Annotated in this window: 19 protein-coding genes, 1 tRNA gene and 1 pseudogene; 12 read left to right on the top strand and 9 right to left on the bottom strand. The window is 33.7% G+C overall.

Annotation, left to right across the window (positions count from 1 at the left end; all coding sequences use genetic code 11):
• The first annotated feature begins 163 nt into the window (after positions 1–163).
• The 6 genes and pseudogenes from OEV98_RS01915 to OEV98_RS01890 form a co-directional block, all read left to right on the top strand.
• A complete protein-coding gene (locus OEV98_RS01915) occupies positions 164–853 on the top strand; it encodes an acylneuraminate cytidylyltransferase family protein (RefSeq protein WP_263071447.1) in 690 nt (229 codons plus the stop codon).
• Positions 840–2,465, top strand: coding sequence for an aldolase catalytic domain-containing protein (locus tag OEV98_RS01910; RefSeq protein ID WP_263071446.1), 1,626 nt, complete (start codon positions 840–842; stop codon positions 2,463–2,465). The genes OEV98_RS01915 and OEV98_RS01910 overlap by 14 nt, the downstream gene beginning before the upstream one ends.
• 34 nt (positions 2,466–2,499) lie before the next feature.
• Entirely contained in the window at positions 2,500–3,156 is a 657-nt protein-coding gene (locus OEV98_RS01905; protein WP_263071445.1) for an HAD hydrolase-like protein, read from the top strand.
• A 234-nt stretch (positions 3,157–3,390) separates the two neighbouring features.
• The gene (locus OEV98_RS01900) at positions 3,391–3,537 is read left to right on the top strand and encodes a hypothetical protein (RefSeq protein WP_263071444.1); all 147 of its coding nucleotides are present in this window, start codon (positions 3,391–3,393) and stop codon (positions 3,535–3,537) included.
• A 129-nt stretch (positions 3,538–3,666) separates the two neighbouring features.
• Complete coding sequence (locus OEV98_RS01895; RefSeq protein ID WP_263071443.1) at positions 3,667–4,227, top strand: YdcF family protein; 561 nt, start codon at positions 3,667–3,669, stop codon at positions 4,225–4,227.
• Between the two features lie 257 nt (positions 4,228–4,484).
• Positions 4,485–4,676 (top strand): annotated as a pseudogene (locus OEV98_RS01890) (helix-turn-helix domain-containing protein); the annotation flags it as partial.
• A 579-nt stretch (positions 4,677–5,255) separates the two neighbouring features.
• Here the strand turns inward: OEV98_RS01890 and OEV98_RS01885 are convergent.
• Positions 5,256–5,822, bottom strand: coding sequence for a histidine phosphatase family protein (locus OEV98_RS01885; RefSeq protein ID WP_263071442.1), 567 nt, complete (start codon positions 5,820–5,822; stop codon positions 5,256–5,258).
• A 171-nt stretch (positions 5,823–5,993) separates the two neighbouring features.
• Positions 5,994–6,066, bottom strand: a tRNA-Val gene (locus OEV98_RS01880).
• Between the two features lie 309 nt (positions 6,067–6,375).
• Between OEV98_RS01880 and OEV98_RS01875 the strand changes: the two genes are divergently transcribed.
• Positions 6,376–8,376 carry an AMP-binding protein gene (locus OEV98_RS01875; RefSeq protein ID WP_263071441.1) on the top strand — a complete coding sequence of 667 codons (2,001 nt, stop codon included), beginning with the start codon at positions 6,376–6,378 and terminating at the stop codon, positions 8,374–8,376.
• Positions 8,377–8,485: 109 nt separating this feature from the next.
• On the opposite strand, the gene OEV98_RS01870 is transcribed toward OEV98_RS01875, so the two are convergent.
• From OEV98_RS01870 to OEV98_RS01860, 3 genes are read right to left on the bottom strand one after another with little or no spacing between them, the layout of a single operon-like run.
• Positions 8,486–9,649 (bottom strand): GerAB/ArcD/ProY family transporter, encoded by a 1,164-nt coding sequence (locus OEV98_RS01870; protein WP_263071440.1) that lies wholly within the window; start codon positions 9,647–9,649, stop codon positions 8,486–8,488.
• A gap of 1 nt (position 9,650) precedes the next feature.
• On the bottom strand, positions 9,651–10,865 hold the full coding sequence (locus OEV98_RS01865; protein WP_263071439.1) for a Ger(x)C family spore germination protein: 1,215 nt from the start codon (positions 10,863–10,865) through the stop codon (positions 9,651–9,653).
• A gap of 15 nt (positions 10,866–10,880) precedes the next feature.
• Positions 10,881–12,500 carry a spore germination protein gene (locus OEV98_RS01860; RefSeq protein WP_263071438.1) on the bottom strand — a complete coding sequence of 540 codons (1,620 nt, stop codon included), beginning with the start codon at positions 12,498–12,500 and terminating at the stop codon, positions 10,881–10,883.
• A gap of 363 nt (positions 12,501–12,863) precedes the next feature.
• Here OEV98_RS01860 and OEV98_RS01855 point away from each other — a divergent pair, with 363 nt between their 5' ends.
• Positions 12,864–13,100, top strand: coding sequence for a hypothetical protein (locus OEV98_RS01855; protein ID WP_263071437.1), 237 nt, complete (start codon positions 12,864–12,866; stop codon positions 13,098–13,100).
• A 68-nt stretch (positions 13,101–13,168) separates the two neighbouring features.
• Here OEV98_RS01855 and OEV98_RS01850 read toward each other — a convergent pair whose 3' ends face one another.
• A complete protein-coding gene (locus OEV98_RS01850; RefSeq protein ID WP_263071436.1) occupies positions 13,169–14,038 on the bottom strand; it encodes a thermonuclease family protein in 870 nt (289 codons plus the stop codon).
• 314 nt (positions 14,039–14,352) lie between these two features.
• Between OEV98_RS01850 and OEV98_RS01845 the strand changes: the two genes are divergently transcribed.
• Positions 14,353–15,924 (top strand): peptide chain release factor 3, encoded by a 1,572-nt coding sequence (locus OEV98_RS01845; RefSeq protein WP_263071435.1) that lies wholly within the window; start codon positions 14,353–14,355, stop codon positions 15,922–15,924.
• A gap of 466 nt (positions 15,925–16,390) precedes the next feature.
• Positions 16,391–16,855: a hypothetical protein gene (locus OEV98_RS01840; RefSeq protein WP_263071434.1), complete on the top strand. Its 465-nt coding sequence runs from the start codon at positions 16,391–16,393 to the stop codon at positions 16,853–16,855.
• A 222-nt stretch (positions 16,856–17,077) separates the two neighbouring features.
• On the opposite strand, the gene OEV98_RS01835 is transcribed toward OEV98_RS01840, so the two are convergent.
• Entirely contained in the window at positions 17,078–17,281 is a 204-nt protein-coding gene (locus OEV98_RS01835; protein WP_263071433.1) for an alpha/beta-type small acid-soluble spore protein, read from the bottom strand.
• 181 nt (positions 17,282–17,462) lie between these two features.
• On the opposite strand from OEV98_RS01835, the gene OEV98_RS01830 reads away from it, so the two are divergent.
• Both OEV98_RS01830 and OEV98_RS01825 read left to right on the top strand, forming a co-directional pair.
• Complete coding sequence (locus OEV98_RS01830) at positions 17,463–18,818, top strand: TrkH family potassium uptake protein (RefSeq protein WP_263071432.1); 1,356 nt, start codon at positions 17,463–17,465, stop codon at positions 18,816–18,818.
• A gap of 143 nt (positions 18,819–18,961) precedes the next feature.
• Complete coding sequence (locus OEV98_RS01825; protein WP_263071431.1) at positions 18,962–19,444, top strand: YusW family protein; 483 nt, start codon at positions 18,962–18,964, stop codon at positions 19,442–19,444.
• 47 nt (positions 19,445–19,491) lie between these two features.
• Here OEV98_RS01825 and OEV98_RS01820 read toward each other — a convergent pair whose 3' ends face one another.
• Both OEV98_RS01820 and OEV98_RS01815 read right to left on the bottom strand, forming a co-directional pair.
• On the bottom strand, positions 19,492–21,243 hold the full coding sequence (locus tag OEV98_RS01820) for a B12-binding domain-containing radical SAM protein (protein WP_263071430.1): 1,752 nt from the start codon (positions 21,241–21,243) through the stop codon (positions 19,492–19,494).
• A 624-nt stretch (positions 21,244–21,867) separates the two neighbouring features.
• Positions 21,868–21,969 carry a helix-turn-helix domain-containing protein gene (locus OEV98_RS01815; protein WP_263071429.1) on the bottom strand — a complete coding sequence of 34 codons (102 nt, stop codon included), beginning with the start codon at positions 21,967–21,969 and terminating at the stop codon, positions 21,868–21,870.
• Between the last annotated feature and the right edge of the window lie 177 nt (positions 21,970–22,146).

Below are 22,146 nucleotides of genomic sequence, written 5' to 3'. Positions count from 1 at the left end.
ATATGTTCTTTATATAGAACGAATAATATTGGTTTATTTTGTTTTTAGGAAAACTATATAAATAATCTTTATTTAGCTATTTTTTTTCACCTAAACGTTCTTAATAAAGGAAATATGATGTTGGTTTAGAAAAAGGACAAACATAATTGAGGGGGTGTTTGAAGTGGTAAAAATTGTGGCATTTATGCCAATAAAATTAAATAATGAGAGACTGCCAAATAAAAATATTAAATCTTTCGAAGGTGGGGATCCATTACTTTCGTATATGCTGAATACATTAACGAAAAGCAACTTAATTGAGGAATTATATGTTTATTGTAGTAAAGATACCATTCGAGATTATTTACCTGAAGGTATTAAATTTATAAAAAGAAATAGGGAGTTAGATTCAAATGAAACATCTATAAACGAAGTGATGATTTCCTTTGCCAAAGATGTTGAAGCCGACATATATGTTTTAGCTCATGCAACAGCACCTTTTATAACGGTGGACTCTATTAACAAAGGAATTTCTAAAGTCGTCAATGAAGGATATGATTCTGCATTTACTGTAAAAAAAATACAAGAGTTTTTATGGGAACCTAATGGCAAAATTCCCTTTAATTACTCATTAGAAAATGTGCCTAGAACCCAAGATCTTAGTCCAATATATTCGGAGACAACGGGTTTGTATATTTATAGAAGAGAGTTAATAGAAAAGTATAATAGGAGAATTGGGTTTAACCCATATATGATAGAAGTTTCGCCAATAGAAGCTATAGATATAAACAATAAGGACGATTTTACATTTGCTGATGCAATCTTTAATAAGCTCTATAGAAATGTGGTGGGTTGTGAAAATGGAAAATATTAAAATATTGGACTGCACATTAAGAGATGGCGGGTATGTTAATGATTGGAATTTCGGAAATAGGAGCATTAAAAAGATAATAGAAAAATTGTCCCAATCACATGTTGATATTATTGAGTGTGGATTTTTAAGAGATGTCCCATTTGATGAAAATCGCTCTTTATATGATGATGTAAAAAAGTTACATCCTTTTTTAGGAAAGAAAAATAAAGATACTATCTATGTAGGAATGATTGACCAACCATATATCCCATTAAAAAAGATTGTAAAATGTGATGGCTCATCAATTGATGGCATTCGACTAACATTTCATGATACAGAGAAAGAAATTCGGGAGGCATTGGAGTATGGAAAAGAACTTATGAATAAAGGCTATAAAGTTTTTATTCAGCCGGTTGGGATTACAAGTTATTCTGATGAAGGACTTCTAAACTTAATAACAAAAGTAAATAAATTAAGACCATATGCATTTTATATTGTTGATACGTTGGGAATTATGTATAAAAACGACTTATTTCGGTTATTCCATTTAATAGATCGAAATCTTGAGCCATCTATTCATATAGGCTTCCATTCTCATAATAATTTACAACTATCTTTTTCCAACGCCCAAGAGCTATTAATATTGAAAACAAAAAGAAATATTATAATCGACTCAACTGTATTTGGAATGGGAAGAGGAGCGGGAAATTTATGTACAGAATTAATCACTCATTATATTAATGAAAGTACCGAGGAAAAATACAATACAATTCCTTTATTAGAAATCGTCGATGAGCACTTAAGTAGATTTTTCCATGAACCGCAATGGGGGTATACTGTTCCATATTATTTAGCTGCTATAAATAAATGTCATCCAAATTATGCATCCTTTTTAATTAATAAACAAACTATTACTGTAAAACAGATTCATTCGATTTTAAAACAGCTTCCAATTGAAAAACGAGATATCTTTGATAAAAAATATATAGAAGATTTATATATTTCTTACCAAGAAAAGTACGTAGATGACTCTGAAAATCTCGAATGTTTAAGAAACCTCTTGGATGGTAGAGATATTCTTGTTCTTTCACCAGGTAAATCACTTGCAAGAGAAAAAGATACTGTTCGAAATTTTATTAAGCTTAAAAATCCCTTTGTTATTAGCGTGAACTTTCTACCAGAAGATATAAACGTAGATGCTGTATTCATAAGTAATTTAAAAAGATTTGAACAATGGAAGGAAACATTGGAAAACTCCCCAGAGACTACACTATATATTTTAACTTCCAATCTATTAACTCTGAAGAAGCAATCCTCTATTATTGTTAATTACTCTAATTTATTGATTTCAAGTGTAACGATATCTGATAATGCGGGTATGATGCTACTCAACTTGTTAAATAGCTTATCGATCACAACTATATTTTTAGCAGGATTTGATGGATTTAGTGTCGACAAGACAGAGAATTACATACATGATGAATTAATTAATAATGTTGAAAAAGAAGCATTGTTAAATAAGAATGAAGCAATCAGTAATTATATTTCATCGCTAAGAAAAGATATGGAAATACACTTTTTAACTTCAACCATATACGATTCAGAAAGGATGAAATTGTCAATTTATCTCTAGCATTTGCAATGCTATCACTTAATTTGGAGGGAATATGAAGTATACAACGATATTATTTGATTTGGATGGAACATTGATTGATACTTCAGAAGGAATTATTAAATGTGCTTCATTTACATTAAAGAAGTTAAACAAACCGGAATTAACGATAGATCAATATCAAAGTTTTATTGGTCCGCCATTAAAACAATCTTTTATAAGTCTATGCGGTTTTAATGAAAAACAGGCGAATGATGCTGTGGAAATATATAGGAACAGATACAACGATAAAGGACTATACGAAGCGAAGCTATATCATAATATGGAGGAATTATTAAGATTCCTAAAAAATAATCAGATAAACATTGGGGTGGCCACTTTAAAAAGAGACGATTTAGCAAAAAAAATTATTCATCATTTTGGTATTTCTAACTATTTTCATTCGATTAATGGAATTGATGAGAACGATTCATATAGTAAGGCGGATATTATTACTATTTGCTTAAACGAGATCGGTGAGAGGCAACATTCAAAAGTACTTCTGATAGGGGATAGTGTATATGATTCTATTGGGGCTGAGCAGGTAGGTATTGATTTTTGTGCAGTAACCTATGGATTTGGATTTAAAAATCGTAAGGTGGCAAATGAAACGAAAAATGTCTATATTGCAAATGATGTAGCGGAACTAAAGCAATTTTTAAAAAATGTATAAATACAAATAACCTTTTTTAATAACGAAAACGGTGAATCAATGATATACCCACGACAACAACCATTTGTATTACTTTTTGTGATGATTGCAAGATCATCCTTTTTTTATGTCAATGGTTTTCATTCTTACTAAGACAGTTTCTCCACCATACACGATATTAGTAAGAAATATGTTGAATCGAAAATTGAACAAATGGATCAATTAGAATATGGATATATGGAATATGGAGGACACATGGAAGAAGAGAAACAGATGCTATTTAAGGAATTATTGCTGTTATCTTATTTTGAGGCATACTCAATGAAAGAACCTACAGTAGAAAAACTATTAAATCAAATATCGAAAAAATTAGAGGGAATTGTAAAGTTAGAAGTAAAGTGAAACCAATTTTTTAATACAAAAGATGAACTGCAGGATGGTTACTATCCTTTAATATGTTATCGGAAAAGCATTCATTTTAGCAAAAAGCATCTTTAACGAAAGAAGAATGATTTTCGAAGGACTGAGCAAATGAGATTATTCAAAATGGCTGCAGTATTAATGGTAACATTTTGTGTACTATTAATTTTTGCGAAAAATTATTTAATAGTCAGTCAAGAACCTAGACAATCTGATGTAATTATTGTCTTAAGCGGTGGGCCAGGAAGAATGGAAAAAGCTGCAGAGCTTTACCTTCAAGGTTATGCGGAATATGTCATGCTTTCTAATAGTAACGAAGGCGGATTTCAGTTGGAGGATGCATTACAATATGGAATTCCGGAAAGTGCTATCATCCTTGAAACAAAAGCGACTAGTACATATTCTACTGCAGTTCATACGTTAGAAAAAATGAATTACTTCCATTTCCAATCAGCTATCGTTGTTTCATCGGATTATCATATGCGCAGGTCTAAAGTGTCTTTCAATAGAGTATATAGACAATCGGGTATTGAACTAATATATGTAGCGGGTAAAACAGATTTTGGAGATACATGGTATCCAAAATGTAAAGAAATATCTGCTATTTTTAGTGAATGGTATAGACTTATTGGTTATTATTTAAAATTGTATGAGTATATAGATTTACCTTAATGAAAATATAATGGAACATTGTATAAGTCTTGGTCCCTATGGATTTGAAAGAGTATAACATTTACTTAACAATAATTGCTATAAATTGTCATTAAACAATGGAGAGAGCGTGCTCCATAGAGCTCTCGAAAAGATGTTTTGTTGGAAATGAATAATTGAAAAAGACGAAAAATAAAAAATATAATAATATGAACATTAAATAATACGAATGTAGAAAATTAGAATAAAAAAATTGCTGATTTTTAGGAGTGAAAAAATTGATTGGTAAAAATATTAAACAATTACGACAAGAGAACAATCTGTCAATTACGGAATTGTCGGAGAAGTCAGGGGTTGCAAAATCCTATATAAGTTCAATTGAGAGAAATCAAAATTCTAATCCTTCTATACAAGTCTTACAAAAAATTAGTAAGGTTCTTGGTGTATCTATACATGATTTAATTGATGATTTAGTTAACGACAAAGAATAAACTATGGATAGAAAAAATCTAATAAATTTGTTTGTTTTTTTAAATACATACAAATATAAGGATTTAGGTTATAATGCTTTCCAAAGATAAGAAACTATATATTTTTTGAACTGCCTCGTAAATTTTTGAAACTAATCGAGTCTTTACGGGGTTTTTGATGAAAAAGGGGTATCCATTATCCATTCTCCTTCTTTCACCTCTTTTACTTTTACATTATATAAAACTTTTTCTTTTATTTTTGTCATTTTACTTGATCAGCATATGTTTTTCTTCCAAATGTCAATCATAAATATATAGTATGTGTTCGCCTTTAATAGTAAGGTAACTAATATGAACAATATTTCATCTATCTTTGGATTGGTATTATTATAGTAAAAGTTTAATAGACTCGATATTATTTTTTATTAATGCGAAAAAACATTAGCTCTATCGAGGTTTCAATTTCCTTTATTATTTCAGTTTCTATAATATTTGCAGCTGCTTTACGATAGATAAATAAGAAAAAATACGCATTGTTTGATTATTTCATTGTCTGTGAGGGGGACGACATACTTTTTTTCAGTCTTTGCTTAATTCCGATAATCTCTGCACCTGTATAAGTGCTTCTCCATTAAATGATAGTTTATAAATATCGGGCATTTTAAGTTGCTGCCAAAATTTGAATCCATATTTTTTATCGAAATAATTCATAATTAAAACCATTATGTTCCCATGCGTACCGATTACTATATTTTCCCCAGTATAGTTTTTTAAAATTTGTAAAGTCGCATGAATTCCCCTTTTTTGTGCAATTGTATTAGATTCCCCACCCTGCCATGAAAAATCATCTTCTTCCCAAACTTTAGTAATGGCTTCAGAAAAATTCTCCACCGGCAATTCGGACAGGAGGCGTTCTTTAAAAGCATCTACTAACACAATCTCTTTATTTCTGAATTTGGCAATTCCTTCAATGGTTTGAACTGCCCGTTTGTAAGGACTGGAAAAGATGTGATCAATATTTTCTTTTTTAAGCAAATCTGTCACACAATTTGCGTCACTAAATCCTTGCTCGGACAATGGTCTTCCTAATTCGTCTGGTGTATATGTAGAATGTGCATGTCTCACAAAATACAAATTAGTTAGCAATTTCCCCACACTCCAATACAAATATGTACTTAATACAATGGAAAATTCTATTACATTTAGTCTATCATAATACGAAAATGGGCAAAAAATAATCCAAGCGAAAAAATTGAAAAAAATACAATAGAAAAATAAATAGACACAAACCAAATAATGGAATGTGCCTTATAATGATGATCCCGACTGGGTTCGAACCAGCGACCCCCACCCTGTCAAGGTGGTGCTCTCCCAGCTGAGCTACGGAATCAATATAAAAATTATTATTAAGATATTTATAAATATATATCAAACGAGTAATTATTGTCAATATTTTTTAGGGACGTAATCAAGCTTAAGGTTTCGTTAGTATCCGATCCACCATTCTACCGGAACGATAAAGAAATGTATCCTATAGCGATTGAATATTTTACAATTTCGAATAACTGTCTAGATTTAACATACATATATTGTATAGAAAAAACGAGGGGAAAAGCATCTGGCCGATATCCGATGCTTTTTTTGAAGTGATTTACTTAATTTGGAGATGTATAAATAAAATCGTGGAGAGTGGAATTAAATGAGGAAAAATGAAAACGTTTCCTTTCTTTCTGGGGACAATAAAATTGCCTGGACACCGACAAAGGAACAAATAGAGTCCGCTAATATAACTTCTTTTATGAAGAAGCATCATATCCCTTCTTATGAAACATTACTATACAAGTCGGTACATGAACCGGATTGGTTTTATCCTGCGATATTAGAAGAATTAGCAATCCCTTGGTTTCAAAACTATGAGAAAGTTGTGGATCTTTCAAGTGGTGTCGAATTACCGCTTTGGTTTCCAGGAGGATTAACAAATCTCTATCATTACGGACTAGAAAAGCATGTGAAAAACGGTAATGGTAAGCGAACGGCGCTTATTTGGGAAGGAGAGGACGGTTCCACACGTACGGTTACATTTGAAGAATTAATGGAGGAAACAGATCGTCTTGCCAACGGTTTGAAGAATCTTGGTGTGAAGAAAGGAGATCGAGTCGGCGTATTTTTACCGCAAGTTCCTGAAATCCAACCAGTTCTTTTTGCCTGTGCAAAGCTTGGAGCGGTTGTTATTCCTTGTTTTTCTGGATTTGGGTCAGACGCAGTTGCAGTGCGACTGAATGACGGGGAGGCAAAATGGTTAATTACTGCGGATGGATTTTTCCGGAAAGGGAAAGTAGTGGAATTGGAAAAAGTAGCTGAGGATGCGGCAAAATTAGTTCCGACGCTTGAAAAACTAATTATCGTCAATCGCATTACGAAATCTTTTGGTGAGCAGCCAAAGTCTTTAAAAAAGAATGCTATCTATTATCACGAAATATTACTTGAGGATGGACACAAAAAAATAAAAACAGAAGCAATGAAGTCTGATGAACCATTATTAATTATTTATACATCAGGTACAACAGGTAAACCAAAGGGGACACAGCACACTCATTATAGTTTCCCGTTGAAAAATGCCATTGATATGTATTTTTGTTTTGATGTGAAAGCAAATGATCGGATGTTTTGGTTAACGGATATTGGCTGGATGATGGGACCTTGGCATATTTTTGGAACAGCTATTAATGGTGCAGCAGCAGTTTTGTATGAAGGGAGCCCGGATTATCCATCGGAAAAACGATTATGGGAATTAGTGGAAAAGCATCAAGTTTCCATTATGGGAGTTGCGCCGACGGTGATACGATCCATGATGAACTATGACGACAATCCTGCAGTAGAATATAATTTAGAAACATTAAGAATTCTTGGATCAACCGGTGAGGCATGGAACCCAAAACCATGGAAATGGTATTTTGAAAAAGTAGGTGCAAAGCGCTGTCCGATAATTAATTATTCCGGTGGAACTGAGATTTCAGGAGGAATTTTAAGCTGTGTTCCAATAAAACCGCTTAAGCCTTGTTCTTTTCATGGTCCAGCGCCAGGAATGGCAGCGACCGTGGTAGATCAAAACGGTAAAGATGTGCACAATAAAGTTGGCGATTTAGTTATAACAAAGCCATTTGTAGGGATGACCTATTCCTATTGGAATGACCATCAACGGTATTTGCATACGTATTGGCATCGTTGGCAAGGAATTTGGCATCATGGCGATTTTGCAGCAATTGATAGTGACGGATATTGGTTCATTTTAGGTAGATCGGATGATACAATGAATATTGCAGGCAAGCGTTTAGGACCTGCAGACATTGAATCATTACTTGTCAATCATCCGTTGGTTAAAGAATCAGCTGTCATTTCAATTCCTGATGAGGTAAAGGGAGAGGTACCTTTATTGTTCGTCGTACCACACACATATATAGACGGTGCAGACATATTAAAATTAATGCATGAGTTAAAGCAAACCATTGCAGACAAATTAGGTAAAGCATTTCTGCCGAAACACATGATTGTGGTGACTAATTTGCCGAAAACGCAAAGTGGTAAGGTAGCAAGGAGAATTATCCGATCTGCATTTTTACATCAAGGGTTAGGGGATATTTCCACTCTACAAAATCCAGAATGTATAGATGAGATAAAACGGGCAGGGGAAAAGAAGTAATATTTACTAGGGATGGGATTTGTGAGTTTTCAAATGCCATCCTTTATTTCTTTATACTATTGAACAAAAAAGTATAAATGGAAGAATTTGAAAAAATACTCCATTTTCATTACATATCGGTGCTTGGTTTAGAGTTCTCGAGATTTTGTTGGTCGCTATTAGCTTTTTGACCAGAATTTTTCTTCTTACGTTTATTTTTTACCATGGCGATTCCTAATAGTAGAATTGGAATAATGATTTGTAATGGCAAATGTAAATAAATAGGCACGACTTCTAGGCCTTCTTGAATATGTTCTTGGTAACTACTAGCTGTTGTAATGGATAGGATTAATACTACTAATCCTAATGGATATACAATACTATCTTTCTGTTTTATGTTGAATAAAGTCGTTGTTGCGATGACAGCAACATAGAAATACAATAATATTTTAAAGAATGCTCCAATAAATAAGGTGACTAAAAAGAAGACGTCTAAACGTTCCAAAAAATTAGCAATCTGAATTTGTTGGATCGTTGTTAGTAACGGAAAAGGTGTATTTTCTACTTTTGGTGCTGTCAATACAGCAATATTAATTGCCATAGTAATTGCTAAATTTATCCCACCTAAGAGTATCCCGAAAGTCCCAATTCTTCGGGTACTTTTCGGATGGTTCAAATAAGGGAAAAGATAAGAGAATATGACCATTTCACCAAATGGTACATAGACAGTTTGTGTTGCGACAACTTTAAAAATGATAAGAATACCTTCTCCGAATAAAGGTTTTAAGCGATTAATATCAATTAATCCGGACATGAATATTAAAATAAACCCTGTAATTGCCATGAAATAGATTAACAGGAAATTTAATTCCGCAGTTCTAGCAATGACTTCAATTCCTTTTTTCGCTCCATATATGACGACAATTATCATAATGGAATTTACAATAAAAAGGGGAGTATTTCGGTAGGCAAAGGTAAGTAATAACTCCCCAAAATCTCGTAAAACTCTTGCAGTTAAATAGATAAAATAGACAATATATAGGAAGCTAATTAAACTTCCAATATACTTACCGAAAATTTTCCTTGTATAGGTAGTAGGTAAATCATTGGGATAATATTGAAACAGTTTAATGTACACTTGAAATAAAAGGCAACCAAATAACGAACCGATTAATATAGTTATCCAAGCACTTGTTTTTGCTTCAATTCCAATTGCAAGTACGATGGAAGTCCCCATTTCAAAAAGCAAAACAAGAATAAATAATTGTATACTGTCTATTTTAGCCTTCTCCATTTTATTCAGCCTCTTTTTCCTTTTTTAAATCATAAAAGTATGGATTCATTTTTAAATCGGTTCGACGAACAAACGCCTCTACTGTAACCTCAACATCTACATTTGGAAAAATTTCATCGTCCCATTTATTTTTAATCGTTTCCCAATATTTTGGGTCTTTATACCTGACTTGCTCTCCAAATCCTAATATATCGGTTTTCTTTTTTTGCGCATATTCAATTGCTTGATGTACTTCTTTTGAAATTTCAGCATTTAAAAGCTGATCAATTTTTTTTAATGGCCCTGGACTATTGAGTGGAATGGGTACATGTACTTCCGAAACATTTCCTTCTGTATCAATGTGTACCTTTAGAGAAGGAATCCCATTTTTAATTTCTGCAGATAATCTTGATTTGGTGCGAATTAAAGTAATGCCGATAGCTTCTTTCACATCACCCCAATCAACATTAACCGTAGTTCCTTTAATATTATTATTAACCCAGTTTATTCCTTTTGTGGTCTCTCCATTTGTCCACCCAATTAACCTATCCTTTTTAAATATTCCGAGACTCGATGCGCTTATAACTGCCGATGGTTTGGATGATTGAATATTTGAATCGGATTTTCCTTTCTCTTTATCACCTATAATAGAAACCCCGCTAATTAATGGCTCTCTTCCTGGAAAATAGAGAGAACGAATAATATCTGAAACATTAACTTTAATATTTTCTCCCCAAATTTCAGGAGTAAAGTCAATCATTTTTACGATTTTTTGCGCAGGTACTTGATCGATAGGAGTTAAAATGGACAGTAGTTCTTCTGCTTTCGCATCCTTTGCAATCACTACTCTAGCAGTTGTTCGAAAATCAGGACTTCTATCAAATAGCTCAAGAATGTCGAATATTCCTTTTCTGGCAACGTCTTCTCCAATAACAACTAATGTTGCGTGATCGAAAAACAGTTGACGTGAAACTCTTTGGGTCGTTTCCAGAGCACCCTCTAGAATATTATCTCCACCACCTTCATATAAGGTCACGGGAGGACCTTGAATCCCACCTTGCTGCTGTGTACCAGCAACATTTTTTGGATTAATTATTTGAAAGGTTAATCTATATTTCTCGTTCTCTCCAAAATCAATACCAACCGCTGAAACAAACGCTAGATCGGTCAATTCCGACTGGTCCCAGCAGCCAGTTAAAAGTGTTAGTAACACAATACTAATCCATGCCCGCTTCATGTTAATCTCCTTTTTTTATGAATTATTTTCTTCTGTTGGAGGTGTCGGCTTTTGATTATCAGCTGTACGTGTAATATTTTTTTGACTAATAAGCTTCGGTCGTGTTTTTAATTTCCACAATGGCAGTCGGATAAGAGAATCTCCTAAGTTTTTTGCCATTATTGGTGCGAATGGAGCCATATATGGTATTCCAAATGAGCGGAGACTACATAAATGCAAAGTCATAATCATTAAACCGAAAATAATCCCGTAAAAGCCCATAAATGCTGCTAAGAACATTAACGAAAAACGGATAATTCGAACGGATATTGCCATTGCAAAGGAAGGGGTAGCAAAGCTTGCGATTGCTGTGATCGAAACGACAATTACCATTGCAGGTGAAACAATTCCTGCATCTACTGCCGCCTGACCAATAACGAGTGCACCAACGATGGATACTGCTTGCCCAATAGATCGTGGTAATCTAACCCCAGCCTCTCTTAATATTTCAAAGGTGATTTCCATCAGCATTGCTTCTACAAATGCTGGAAAGGGTACGGCCTCTCGCTGAGCAGCGATGGCAATAATTAATTGGGTCGGAACCATTTCCTGATGGAAGGTAGTAACTGCAATATAGGTAGCAGGGGCAATTAAGGAAATAAAAAAAACTAGTACACGAAGAAATCGAATGGCAATACTTATATCAAACCGTGAATAATAATCATCTGGAACTTGGAAAAATTCAATAAAGAGAGCAGGAACAGTTAAAACGAAAGGTGTTCCGTCAACGACAATGGCAATTTTCCCTTCCATTAAATTGGAAGCGACGACATCCGGTCTTTCAGTATGGTAAATAGTAGGAAAAGTAGTAAATGTTTCATCTTCAATAAATTGTTCAATATATCCTGTTTCTAAAATTTCATCAACTTCAATACTATTTAAACGACGCTTAACTTCTTCTACGATTTTATCGTTCGCAATGCCGTTAATATACATGATGGCAATATCGGTTTGTGTTACTTTCCCGATTTTCATGGAGTGCAGCCATAAATTCGGATTATTAATTCGTCTGCGAATGAGTGATGTATTCGTTCGAATCGATTCGGTAAAAGAATCCTTTGGTCCTCGAATCGAAAGTTCGGTAGTCGGTTCAGTTATACTCCGTTTTTCTCCACCTCTTGTGCTTGTTGATAAAGCTTTTGCTAATCCGTCAATAAGAATGATAGCTTCCCCAGCTAAAAGTGATGGAAATAATTCATCCCAAGCATAAATAGAGCTGACATTTGCAATGGTGAGAAATTTTTTCTCAATTCTATCGAAAAGCGATTCTACTGGAATAATTTCTTTATTTTTAGTTTCTTCAAGTAGCGTGGTAATAATAAATTCACTAACCAATTGATCATCCACTAATCCATCGGTAACAATTACAGCTGCTTTAATCGAAGGATTGATGCCAAGTTCAATTTTTCGAATAACGATATCGTCACTATTTCCGGTCGTTTGTTGGAGTGTTTGAATATTTATTCCTAATTGCTTATCTAAATATTTCTTTGGAATATTATTTGCTTCTCCGCTCGTATCCTTTGTTTTAGGTGATATCGGCTTTTTATGCTTATTCGTTAATTTAAATAGTTTAGACCATTTAGCCTTAGCCATGATATTCCTCCAAAAAAATCAATTAAAGCAGCAGTAAAAGATGTTATTTTGTACTTGTGAATACCTAATTAAATTTTCCAAAATTCTCTTATAAAGGATTATTTATGTATAAGAATATTTTTTTACATTATTTGTTATTATTCGGAGAGTTATGCAGAGAATCAAATTTTTGATAAAAATGATCACTGTTAGAAATGATAAATGTTAAAGAAGTATTTTTACTTAAAACGAAAATAGTCAGTGAATACAGTCTGCTTCCTAAGTAAAAAAGTTTCATAACGATATTCATATTTTAAATATCAACATTCATGTATTTAGAAAAACAGTCGAATTAAAATAACGCAAGAATAATGAGGGGAAGATATGAAAAATATAGTAGTGATTTTAGTCATTGTAATGGCATTAGTTTTCCTGTTAATCGGTATTGATCTTGTAATGGGCTATCGAATTCAAGATACGATTTATACAGCCATTAATCCCTTTCGGGTAATGGAGTTACCTGAACTTGTTTTATTATTTTTATTTATTCTTTTTTTTATTATTCGATTACTATCATCATTTTTTAAGAAACTGAAAAAGACGGTTCCTACAAAAAATTAAAATAAAAAAAGCACTCAAAATTAAATAGATGAGTGCTAATTCGGTATTTAAGTATATTTAGAAATTGATTAGCGAAGTGATTTTCGATAACCTGCATTGATTGCTTCTTTTTCAGTACAAAATACTTCTTCAGGCTTTGTCACATCATAATATTGTCCGCTTGGAATATGATATATTTTTTCCTCTTTCGAATTGATATTTCCTTTTATCGTCGGGTTTTTGCACGTTGCATCACTGCTTATATTTTCGGGTTTTTCCACTCTGTTGGAATTGATAAGTGCATAACCAGTGTCACTTACATAATTTTCAATCGACCAAATGCCGATGCCTTGCTTTTTGGCTATATTTTGAATTTCATTGAATTCATCGACATAGCGGGTATTGGGTGGATAGACAGCAACACGTGCTAATCCTTTTTCAAGTAATGTTTTATTCACCATTTTTCCGTCCAAATATAGATAAGCTAATAACCGACCATAATTATCTCGTTCCTGCACATCTAGTTCTACTTCGACGGTTTTCCCTGTTAACAAATCCTTCGTAAATGTTGTTGCCTCTGAACCAAAGGGTTGAACGGGTTTGCTTGGGTGCTTCGTTTCTGGAGTATCAACCAACACTAGACGGACACGTTCTTCCATTCCGTTTTCAAAGGTAATATCCAATGTATCACCATCCACTACATTTGTAACTTTTCCAATTGCTAAAGGTGGATCTGTTTGTTCATTTTCTGTTAAGGTAGAATTTATATTATCCGATGGGTCCCCCACACTATTAGTTTCACTAGTAATTCTGGGCTTCTCTGTCTCGGAAGTGGTTCCTGCACAACCAGTAAATAAAATCGACGCGATGATTGATAATCCAATGAAAGATTTATGACGATATTGGAAATGAACATAAAGGAAGAAAAAAACGAGCAAAAATAAAATGATAATGACCAAGCTGTAAAACCTCCTGTTGCATGTTTCTTTTCTAATCTTACCATGACATAAGGAAAAAATCTCTTTTTGTTTTGGGTATATTTCCCAGAAGGGGGCTGTGATGGATGCATGTGGATACTTTTTCCTAAAGAAATCACTAGAAATCATTGCATTCTTATCAGTAGAAGGGTAATATTTTTACGTATGCTTAAATTTTTATAACATGTGAGGGGAAAACATGTAATTCATTGTGGATGTAAATCAGATGTTACGATCATGAATTCTTTTAATATACTATTTAAATAAGAATTAATTGTTAGGAAGGATAAAGTTTAATGAAAAATTTTATAGAGGAAGTTAGCTCTCGGCGAACGTTTGCGATTATCTCTCACCCTGATGCCGGGAAAACAACTTTAACAGAAAAGCTACTACTGTTCGGAGGAGCAATTCGTGCAGCAGGAACGGTTAAAGGGAAGAAAACAGGAAAATATGCGACTAGTGACTGGATGGAAATCGAAAAGCAAAGAGGAATCTCGGTAACATCGAGTGTTATGCAATTTGATTATGATGGATTTCGTGTGAATATATTGGATACTCCTGGACATGAAGACTTCAGTGAAGATACGTATCGAACATTAACAGCTGTTGATAGTGCCGTTATGATTATTGACGCAGCGAAAGGGATAGAACCACAAACAATTAAGCTATTTAAAGTGTGTCGGATGCGAGGAATTCCAATTTTTACATTTATCAATAAATTGGATCGTGTCGGTAAAATGCCATTGGAATTGTTAGCTGAATTAGAAGAAGTATTAGGAATTGAATCCTACCCAATGAATTGGCCAATTGGAATGGGAAAGGAATTTTTAGGGATTTATGATCGATTTTATAATCGAATTGAACAGTTCCGAGTAGAAGAAGAGGACCGCTTTATCCCATTAAATGATGATGGAGAAATTGCGAATAATCATCCAATGCAGGAATCTGGATTGTACATGCAAGCATTAGAAGAAATTGAATTATTAAATGAAGCGGGTAATGATTTTTCGAAGGAAAGAATTGCAGATGGTACATTAACTCCAGTATTCTTTGGTAGTGCGTTGACAACCTTTGGCGTTCAAACCTTTTTAGAAACGTATTTAAAATTTGCTCCAGAACCTCAACCACGCCATTCTAATAATGGTCCGGTGGATCCATTTAATGAAGATTTCTCAGGATTTGTCTTTAAAATTCAAGCAAATATGAATCCAGCTCATCGAGACAGAATCGCATTTGTCCGTGTTTGCTCTGGGAAGTTTGAACGAGGTATGTCGGTAACGTTATCTCGTACAGGTAAATCAATGAAGCTATCGCAATCAACGCAATTTTTAGCAGATGATCGCAGTACAGTGGATGAAGCTGTAAGTGGGGATATAATCGGTCTTTATGATACTGGAACATATCAAATCGGAGATACAATTGTTTCAGGTAAATCACTTTTCCAATTTGATCCACTTCCGCAATTCACGCCAGATCTATACGTGCGTGTCACAGCGAAAAATGTAATGAAGCAAAAGCAATTCCATAAAGGTATTAACCAGCTTGTGCAAGAGGGAGCAATTCAATTATTTAAAACGAAATATGAAGATTATATTTTAGGGGCAGTTGGTCAACTGCAATTTGAAGTGTTCGAGCATCGAATGAAAAATGAATATAATGTTGATGTGATGATCGAGCATCTTGGTTCTAAAATTGCACGTTGGATTGAAGGAAATACAGTAGATGAAAAACTGTCAAGTACGAGAAGCATGCTTGTAAAGGATCGTTTTGATCGGAATGTTTTCTTATTTGAAAATGACTTTGCACTACGTTGGTTCCAAGATAAAAATCCAGATGTGAAATTATATAACCCAATGGATGACCGCTAATATTCATGTTTAGAGGGGTGTTCAATAGTTCTTTAACGGAACTTTTGAGCATTCCTCTTTTTTATGCAAAATCTATTTGAATCTTTGCTCAATAATTATGTGGAAAATGGAACAGCTAAGGAGGAAAAGAGTAGAAAATAAGTAATAAAAAATATTTTTGATAATGTCGTGTGAAACAATGAAAATTTCCCTAAATTTGGGAATACTAAAGGAAACAAGGATTTGAAAAACGATATTCAGTTTCTTGCGGATTAGGATTAAATAATTCAGTTTGAGAAAGATACCTCAAAGATAATCGTGAGTGAAAGATAAAATTACCATAATTTGTGCTAACGAAAAGAATGAAAAAGCCAAAAGCCCTACATAATTTTCGACATTGTGTTTACTCTAAGCCTTGAAAAACTGTGAAAGTAAAGGAAAATGATATGAATGAAAGAAAAAGTTCGAAAAGTGCAGGTCGTTTATTATGCGAAAATTATCTAAATTAGAAGCAATTTTATGGAGTATAGCCTTCCCAGGTTTTCCTCAGCTATTAGTAGGGGCGTATATTAAAGGTATTTTTTTTATGCTTCTTGAGTTCTGCATTAATGTCCAAAGTCAATTTAATGAAGCAATACGCTTTAGCTTCTTAGGGGAAATGGACAACGCAGTTAAGGTAATCAATTATGAATGGCTAATGTTCTATCCATGTATTTATATGTATGTCATGTGGGATTCTTATTGCATATCCGAAGGGGATGTCGGGAAGTATGATTTCTTGCCATTTGTATTTGGTGCCTATTTTCTAACAGTAGGGACAATGTATGGTAGTAAAGCAAATTTTCTAGGAATTTATCCTGGTCCAGTCTTCTTTCCAATGATTATATTACCATTAGGACTTTTTGTTGGTTTTATTTTAAAGAAGGTTTTTGTGAACTTTCAGGAAAGATAGTGATTTATTCCAAAGATACTTTCTTCAAATATAATTATAAAATGACAGCTTTGAAATGTCTGATAAGTAGTTCTCTTTGGAGTACCCGTAATACAACACTCCGATAATGGACTACTTTTTTGTATTTTTACTGATGGTTTCAATTAATAATAATAACCTGCACTTCTGAAAGTACAGGTTATCGAGTGGAGATTCTAGAATATTTTATTTTTAATGAATCTTTTATGATTCGTGATTTTGGTTAGATAATTGTGCTTGTGCTTGTTGAACGAGGCGTTTTGTAATTTCACCACCAACAGAGCCGTTGGAACGTGATACTGTATTACCGCTTAATTCCACACCAAATTCTTGAGCAATTTCATATTTCACCTGGTCTAAAAATTGTTGTACACCAGGGACTAATAATTGATTAGAAGATCGTGCCATTTAGTTTCACCACCTTTAGCTTGGTATACTTTTATTATGTGTTTGTTGTGGGATTTCATTAGTGGCAAGTTTTGACTTCGTATGCAAGTATTGCGCAAAAGTATAAATTACTCTTTTCATTCTTTCCTTTTACCGATATGATAAATAAGAATAGAGTTTTTCGAAAGGAATTATTTGTTATATGTGGAAAAAAATTATAGATTACTACAATAATTTGACTCCTGCAAGAGTAATTGTTGCGTATTATGTATTAACAGTCACGATATCAACGATACTTTTGAGTTTGCCGATATCACGAAAACCTGATGCTCCATGGAGTTTTCTAGATGGTTTATTTACAGCGGTAAGTGCGGTAAGTGTAACCGGATTAACAACAATTAATATTTCTGAAACCTTTACTACTTTTGGTATCTTCATCCTAATTCTTGTGCTCCAAGTGGGCGGAATAGGGATTATGGCATTAGGTACCTTTTTTTGGATATTGGTGCGGAAAAAAATTGGACTGAAAGAACGACGTTTAATAATGGCCGACCAAAATCAAATTAGTCTTTCCGGTTTAGTACAATTACTACGTCAATTACTACTTATTATCTTTGTGATTGAATTAGTAGGTGCGCTTATTCTTGGTACGTACTACCTTCATTACTTTTCCAATTGGAAAGAGGCTTATTTAAATGGTCTTTTTTCATCTGTCAGTGCAACAACAAATGCGGGCTTTGACATTACCGGCGAATCGTTAGTACCATTTGCTCATGACTATTTTGTGCAGCTTATTCATATACTGTTAATTATTCTTGGAGCTATTGGATTTCCTGTTTTAATTGAATTGAAGAATTTTTTATTACGGAAAAATAGTAAGGAAAAAAATAATTTCTCGCTTAATACAAAGCTTTCAACCATTACTTATTTTGGACTATTACTTCTTGGCGCAATTTCCTATTTTATTTTTGAAGCTCAGTTTTTCTTGAAAGATAAATCTTGGCATGAATCGTTATTTTATGCATTGTTTCATTCTGCTTCTACAAGAAGTGGTGGACTTGTCACAATGGATATTTCTCAGTTAGCAGACCCAACCTTGTTGATGCTTTCAGGATTAATGTTTATTGGGGCGTCCCCTAGCTCTGTTGGTGGGGGAATTCGAACGACGACCTTTGCTTTAACGATTTTATTCTTTTTCTATTTTGCGAAAGGAAACCGGTCGATTAAAATTTTTAAACGTGAAATTCATGAGGATGATGTAATGAAAGCCTTTGTTGTTTCTACGTTAGCGGTATTACTATGCTTTAGCTCGGTTATTATTTTGTCCTTAACAGAGGATGCCTCGTTAATGGCAATTATTTTTGAAGTGTGTTCTGCCTTTGGAACGTCCGGAATGTCATTAGGAATAACTGCTGATTTATCTTCCGTTGGAAAAATTGTGATCATGCTATTAATGTTTATTGGACGTGTAGGTGTTTTATTATTTATCTTTATGATCGGTGGGAAAATGAAAACTGATAACTTCCATTATCCAAAGGAAAGAATCATTATTGGATAACTATTTTGAAGAGTGTACGAGAATTAATGGACTTAGGGCTAATATGCCCTATTTTTTTTTTTTTGCGTTATATCTTGGAAAATAAACCAATAATCTTTTTCAATTATTTGGTCATTCTAATAAGAAAGAAGGAGGTATGTTTAATGTCTTATCGAATGAAGCTTTTAATCGTTTTCCTACTATTTGTCTTAACAGGCTGTAATCTAGATAATGAAAATACTACTCCTGAAACAAATGATGATCCAGTCGAAAAGGATGAGGCATACAAGCATCAAAGTACCATTGAAGAAGAAGAAGGAGAACCTTTTCCTTTCTCACAATTTGAATTAAATATAGAATATCCGAATAATCAATCCTATGAGGTAGATTATAAAAAAGTGGGAGAAGAAATTACTGCAGAAATACGAGATCCTATAAATACAGAAGATAATCAACAAGGAATGTATGCCTATCATCAATTACAGCCTTTCTTTGAGCAGCTCACCTTTGATAAGACCACCTCGGAAGAAGCTGTGATTTCTGAAGTGATTAAAGTATTTAATGTTAACGACGATTTTATCAGCTTTGCATTAAATGTGGAATTTACAGACGGAGAAGAAAAACAATACGAGGTTATGAATGAATAAGCGCCTGTAGAAAATTCTCACAGGCGCCATACGTAACTATTTATTTACTATGCGGTAGCTTCATTGATATTTTCCTCTAAAGGATAACAAGAGCAATTTCCTTTTCGGTCATAGTAGAATAGGACATAACCTTCTTTTTTTATCATATCGCCGGTTTGCAAATAATGTGCTAAATTAAATGGATACTTTACAATAATGGTATCTTTGTACCAATCTCGTTCAGATAAGCCTTTAATTTGCTCTGGAATATTGGAATGGGACTGTATTTGATGATAAATAGCTCCACTAACAGCTTTCTTCACATTATTTATCCACCAAATTTTTCTTGGCTTGTATTTCTGCCTAATTAAGTAATCATAAATCATTAATCCCGAAACAGAATCGAATTCATTTATTGAAAGCTCCTGTAAAAATTGGTGTAATCGAGTAAATAAATCTTCTAGTTGATGACCGATTTTGGACCAGCCAGCATTATCCCAAAAGGTGCCAAAAGATTGAAAGAAATCATACGGACTTTCAAATATATTCGTAACTAAATATTCAATAGTCGTATCCATCCGATGGGCATTCCAATATTTTTCTAAAATATCTTCCACCTGTTTTATTTTTATCACATCATCAAAAGATAAAACATTATTACGTATAATTTCATATGGAGATTGCTCCATATACGTATAATCCCATTGCTTTGCTTGTATTCTAAGTCCAGTTCCACGTAGCATTTTTAAAAATCCAAGCTGCAGTTCCTCTGGGCGTAGGTGGAATACATCGTTGAACGTTTTTTTGAATGATTGATAATCTTCCTCTGGTAAGCCTGCAATCAAATCTAAGTGTTGGTCTATTTTGCCACCATCCTTCACCATCTTTACGGTCCTTGTGAGCTTTGTAAAATTTTGCCTCCGTTTCACTAGCTCATTTGTATAATCATTTGTTGACTGGACACCTATTTCAAAACGAAATAATCCTTTTGGTGCATTCGTATTGAGAAATTCAATGACTTCCGGACGCATAATGTCCCCCGTAATTTCAAACTGAAATACAGTGCCAGGTACATGCTCGTCAATTAAAAACTGGAACATGTCCATAGCGTATTTTCTGCTAATATTAAAGGTACGATCAACGAATTTAATCGTTCGTGCACCATTTTTCATTAAATAGCGAATTTCTTCCTTTATCTTTTCGCGATCAAAATAGCGAACACCTACTTCTATGGAAGAGAGGCAAAATTGACAGTTAAATGGACAACCGCGACTTGTTTCAATGTAAATGACTCGTTTCGCCAAATCCTTTTTATCTTGGTCGAATCGAAAAGGGGTAGGAAGATTGCGTAAATCTAATTTTTCTCTTGCTGGATTAATTTGGAGTCGACCTTCCTGTAAATAAGCAATCCCTTGAACTTCCTTTAAACTATTCCCACTTTTGAAGGCGTGAAGAATTTGTTTAAAGGTTGCTTCTCCTTCACCCATTGCAATTACATCCACTTCCGGTATCCGTTCCAACCAATAGCCGACATCATAGGATACTTCTGGGCCACCTAAAATAATTTTTACATTTGGGTTTGCTTTCTTTAATAGTTGGATAACCTTTATTGTTTCTTCAATATTCCATATGTAGCAGCTAAACCCCAATATATTTGGCTTCCGTTTATATAGGTCTGCAACAATGTTCATTACTGGATCTTTTATGGTATATTCGACAAGTTCGACCGGAAATTGTGGCTCGGCATATGCCTTTAAATATCGAATGGCTAAATTCATATGGATGTATTTAGCGTTTAAAGTAGTTACGATTGTTTTCATATGGGACTCCTTTGAACATAGTGAATAAGCTTTAAAACAATAGGTGAGTAAGTTAAGATATTACTGAGATATCATTTAAGATTAGGTTAAAACTATATTTTCATTTTAGCCAAGATTCTAATTTTTATAGCTGGATTTATATTATTATGTTGGATCAAAATCTAGTAGGTAATGCAGGTGGAGAGGTAAATTGTAATTTCTATAGAAAACACTATTATCGCATTACTTTCATAATAAATGAGGAATGGAAGGAATAAAAGAGCTATTTTAAAGAATTTTGAAATAATAAAAAAGAAAGGTGAATAACCGCCTTTCTTCATAGTATCGAAACAAATCCGAATGGATTTAATCGGCCTTCATCTTCTTTTTAAATAATAGTATTGCAAGTATGGATAAGCCGACTGCATACCCAAGTACCCACAAGAGGTGAGGAAAAATATCGCTGTATTGACCATTCATGGTAGCTTTTCCCATATCAACTGCATGTACAAACGGCAGTGCGTATGCAATATTCTTGAATAGACCACCAACTAAATCTAAGTCAATCCAAATCCCGGAAAGCCAAGCAGCTAAATTAGTAAGCAGTGCTCAATGCTGAATATCAGGGGTGGATTCACCTTTTTCTCATTTTGCAATGACTTGTCGAGATACATTTAGGCGTTCTGCCACTTCCTCTTGAGTCAGCTTGTAGCGTATTCGTAAATTTTTCAAATTCCTATTTATCATATTTTTCATACCTCCTGATTCAATTATCGAATAGAAACAAACGAAAGTCTATTAACGGTCGTTTACATTCATGTTATGAATTGTTACGTTCTAAATATTTTATTACTTTTAAAAAAAATAAGAGTGCGATGTTTGAACTTCCCCTGTCTAGTATACAATGGGCAGTTCAAACTTTCG

It is taken from the genome of Perspicuibacillus lycopersici (assembly GCF_025660475.1).
GTDB lineage: Bacteria > Bacillota > Bacilli > Bacillales > Caldibacillaceae > Perspicuibacillus > Perspicuibacillus lycopersici.
This window is presented reverse-complemented; position numbering and strand designations above follow the sequence as displayed.

What these genes read in the sequence shown, in the direction of transcription:
- OEV98_RS01910 (WP_263071446.1), top strand. Translation starts at nt 840, where the DNA reads ATGGAAAATATTAAAATATTGGACTGCACATTAAGAGATGGCGGGTAT.
- OEV98_RS01905 (WP_263071445.1), top strand. Translation starts at nt 2,500, where the DNA reads ATGAAGTATACAACGATATTATTTGATTTGGATGGAACATTGATTGAT.
- OEV98_RS01900 (WP_263071444.1), top strand. Translation starts at nt 3,391, where the DNA reads ATGGAAGAAGAGAAACAGATGCTATTTAAGGAATTATTGCTGTTATCT.
- OEV98_RS01895 (WP_263071443.1), top strand. Translation starts at nt 3,667, where the DNA reads ATGAGATTATTCAAAATGGCTGCAGTATTAATGGTAACATTTTGTGTA.
- OEV98_RS01875 (WP_263071441.1), top strand. Translation starts at nt 6,376, where the DNA reads ATGAGGAAAAATGAAAACGTTTCCTTTCTTTCTGGGGACAATAAAATT.
- OEV98_RS01870 (WP_263071440.1), bottom strand. Translation starts at nt 9,649, where the DNA reads ATGGAGAAGGCTAAAATAGACAGTATACAATTATTTATTCTTGTTTTG.
- OEV98_RS01865 (WP_263071439.1), bottom strand. Translation starts at nt 10,865, where the DNA reads ATGAAGCGGGCATGGATTAGTATTGTGTTACTAACACTTTTAACTGGC.
- OEV98_RS01860 (WP_263071438.1), bottom strand. Translation starts at nt 12,500, where the DNA reads ATGGCTAAGGCTAAATGGTCTAAACTATTTAAATTAACGAATAAGCAT.
- OEV98_RS01855 (WP_263071437.1), top strand. Translation starts at nt 12,864, where the DNA reads ATGAAAAATATAGTAGTGATTTTAGTCATTGTAATGGCATTAGTTTTC.
- OEV98_RS01845 (WP_263071435.1), top strand. Translation starts at nt 14,353, where the DNA reads ATGAAAAATTTTATAGAGGAAGTTAGCTCTCGGCGAACGTTTGCGATT.
- OEV98_RS01840 (WP_263071434.1), top strand. Translation starts at nt 16,391, where the DNA reads ATGCGAAAATTATCTAAATTAGAAGCAATTTTATGGAGTATAGCCTTC.
- OEV98_RS01835 (WP_263071433.1), bottom strand. Translation starts at nt 17,281, where the DNA reads ATGGCACGATCTTCTAATCAATTATTAGTCCCTGGTGTACAACAATTT.
- OEV98_RS01830 (WP_263071432.1), top strand. Translation starts at nt 17,463, where the DNA reads ATGTGGAAAAAAATTATAGATTACTACAATAATTTGACTCCTGCAAGA.
- OEV98_RS01825 (WP_263071431.1), top strand. Translation starts at nt 18,962, where the DNA reads ATGTCTTATCGAATGAAGCTTTTAATCGTTTTCCTACTATTTGTCTTA.
- OEV98_RS01820 (WP_263071430.1), bottom strand. Translation starts at nt 21,243, where the DNA reads ATGAAAACAATCGTAACTACTTTAAACGCTAAATACATCCATATGAAT.
- OEV98_RS01815 (WP_263071429.1), bottom strand. Translation starts at nt 21,969, where the DNA reads ATGATAAATAGGAATTTGAAAAATTTACGAATACGCTACAAGCTGACT.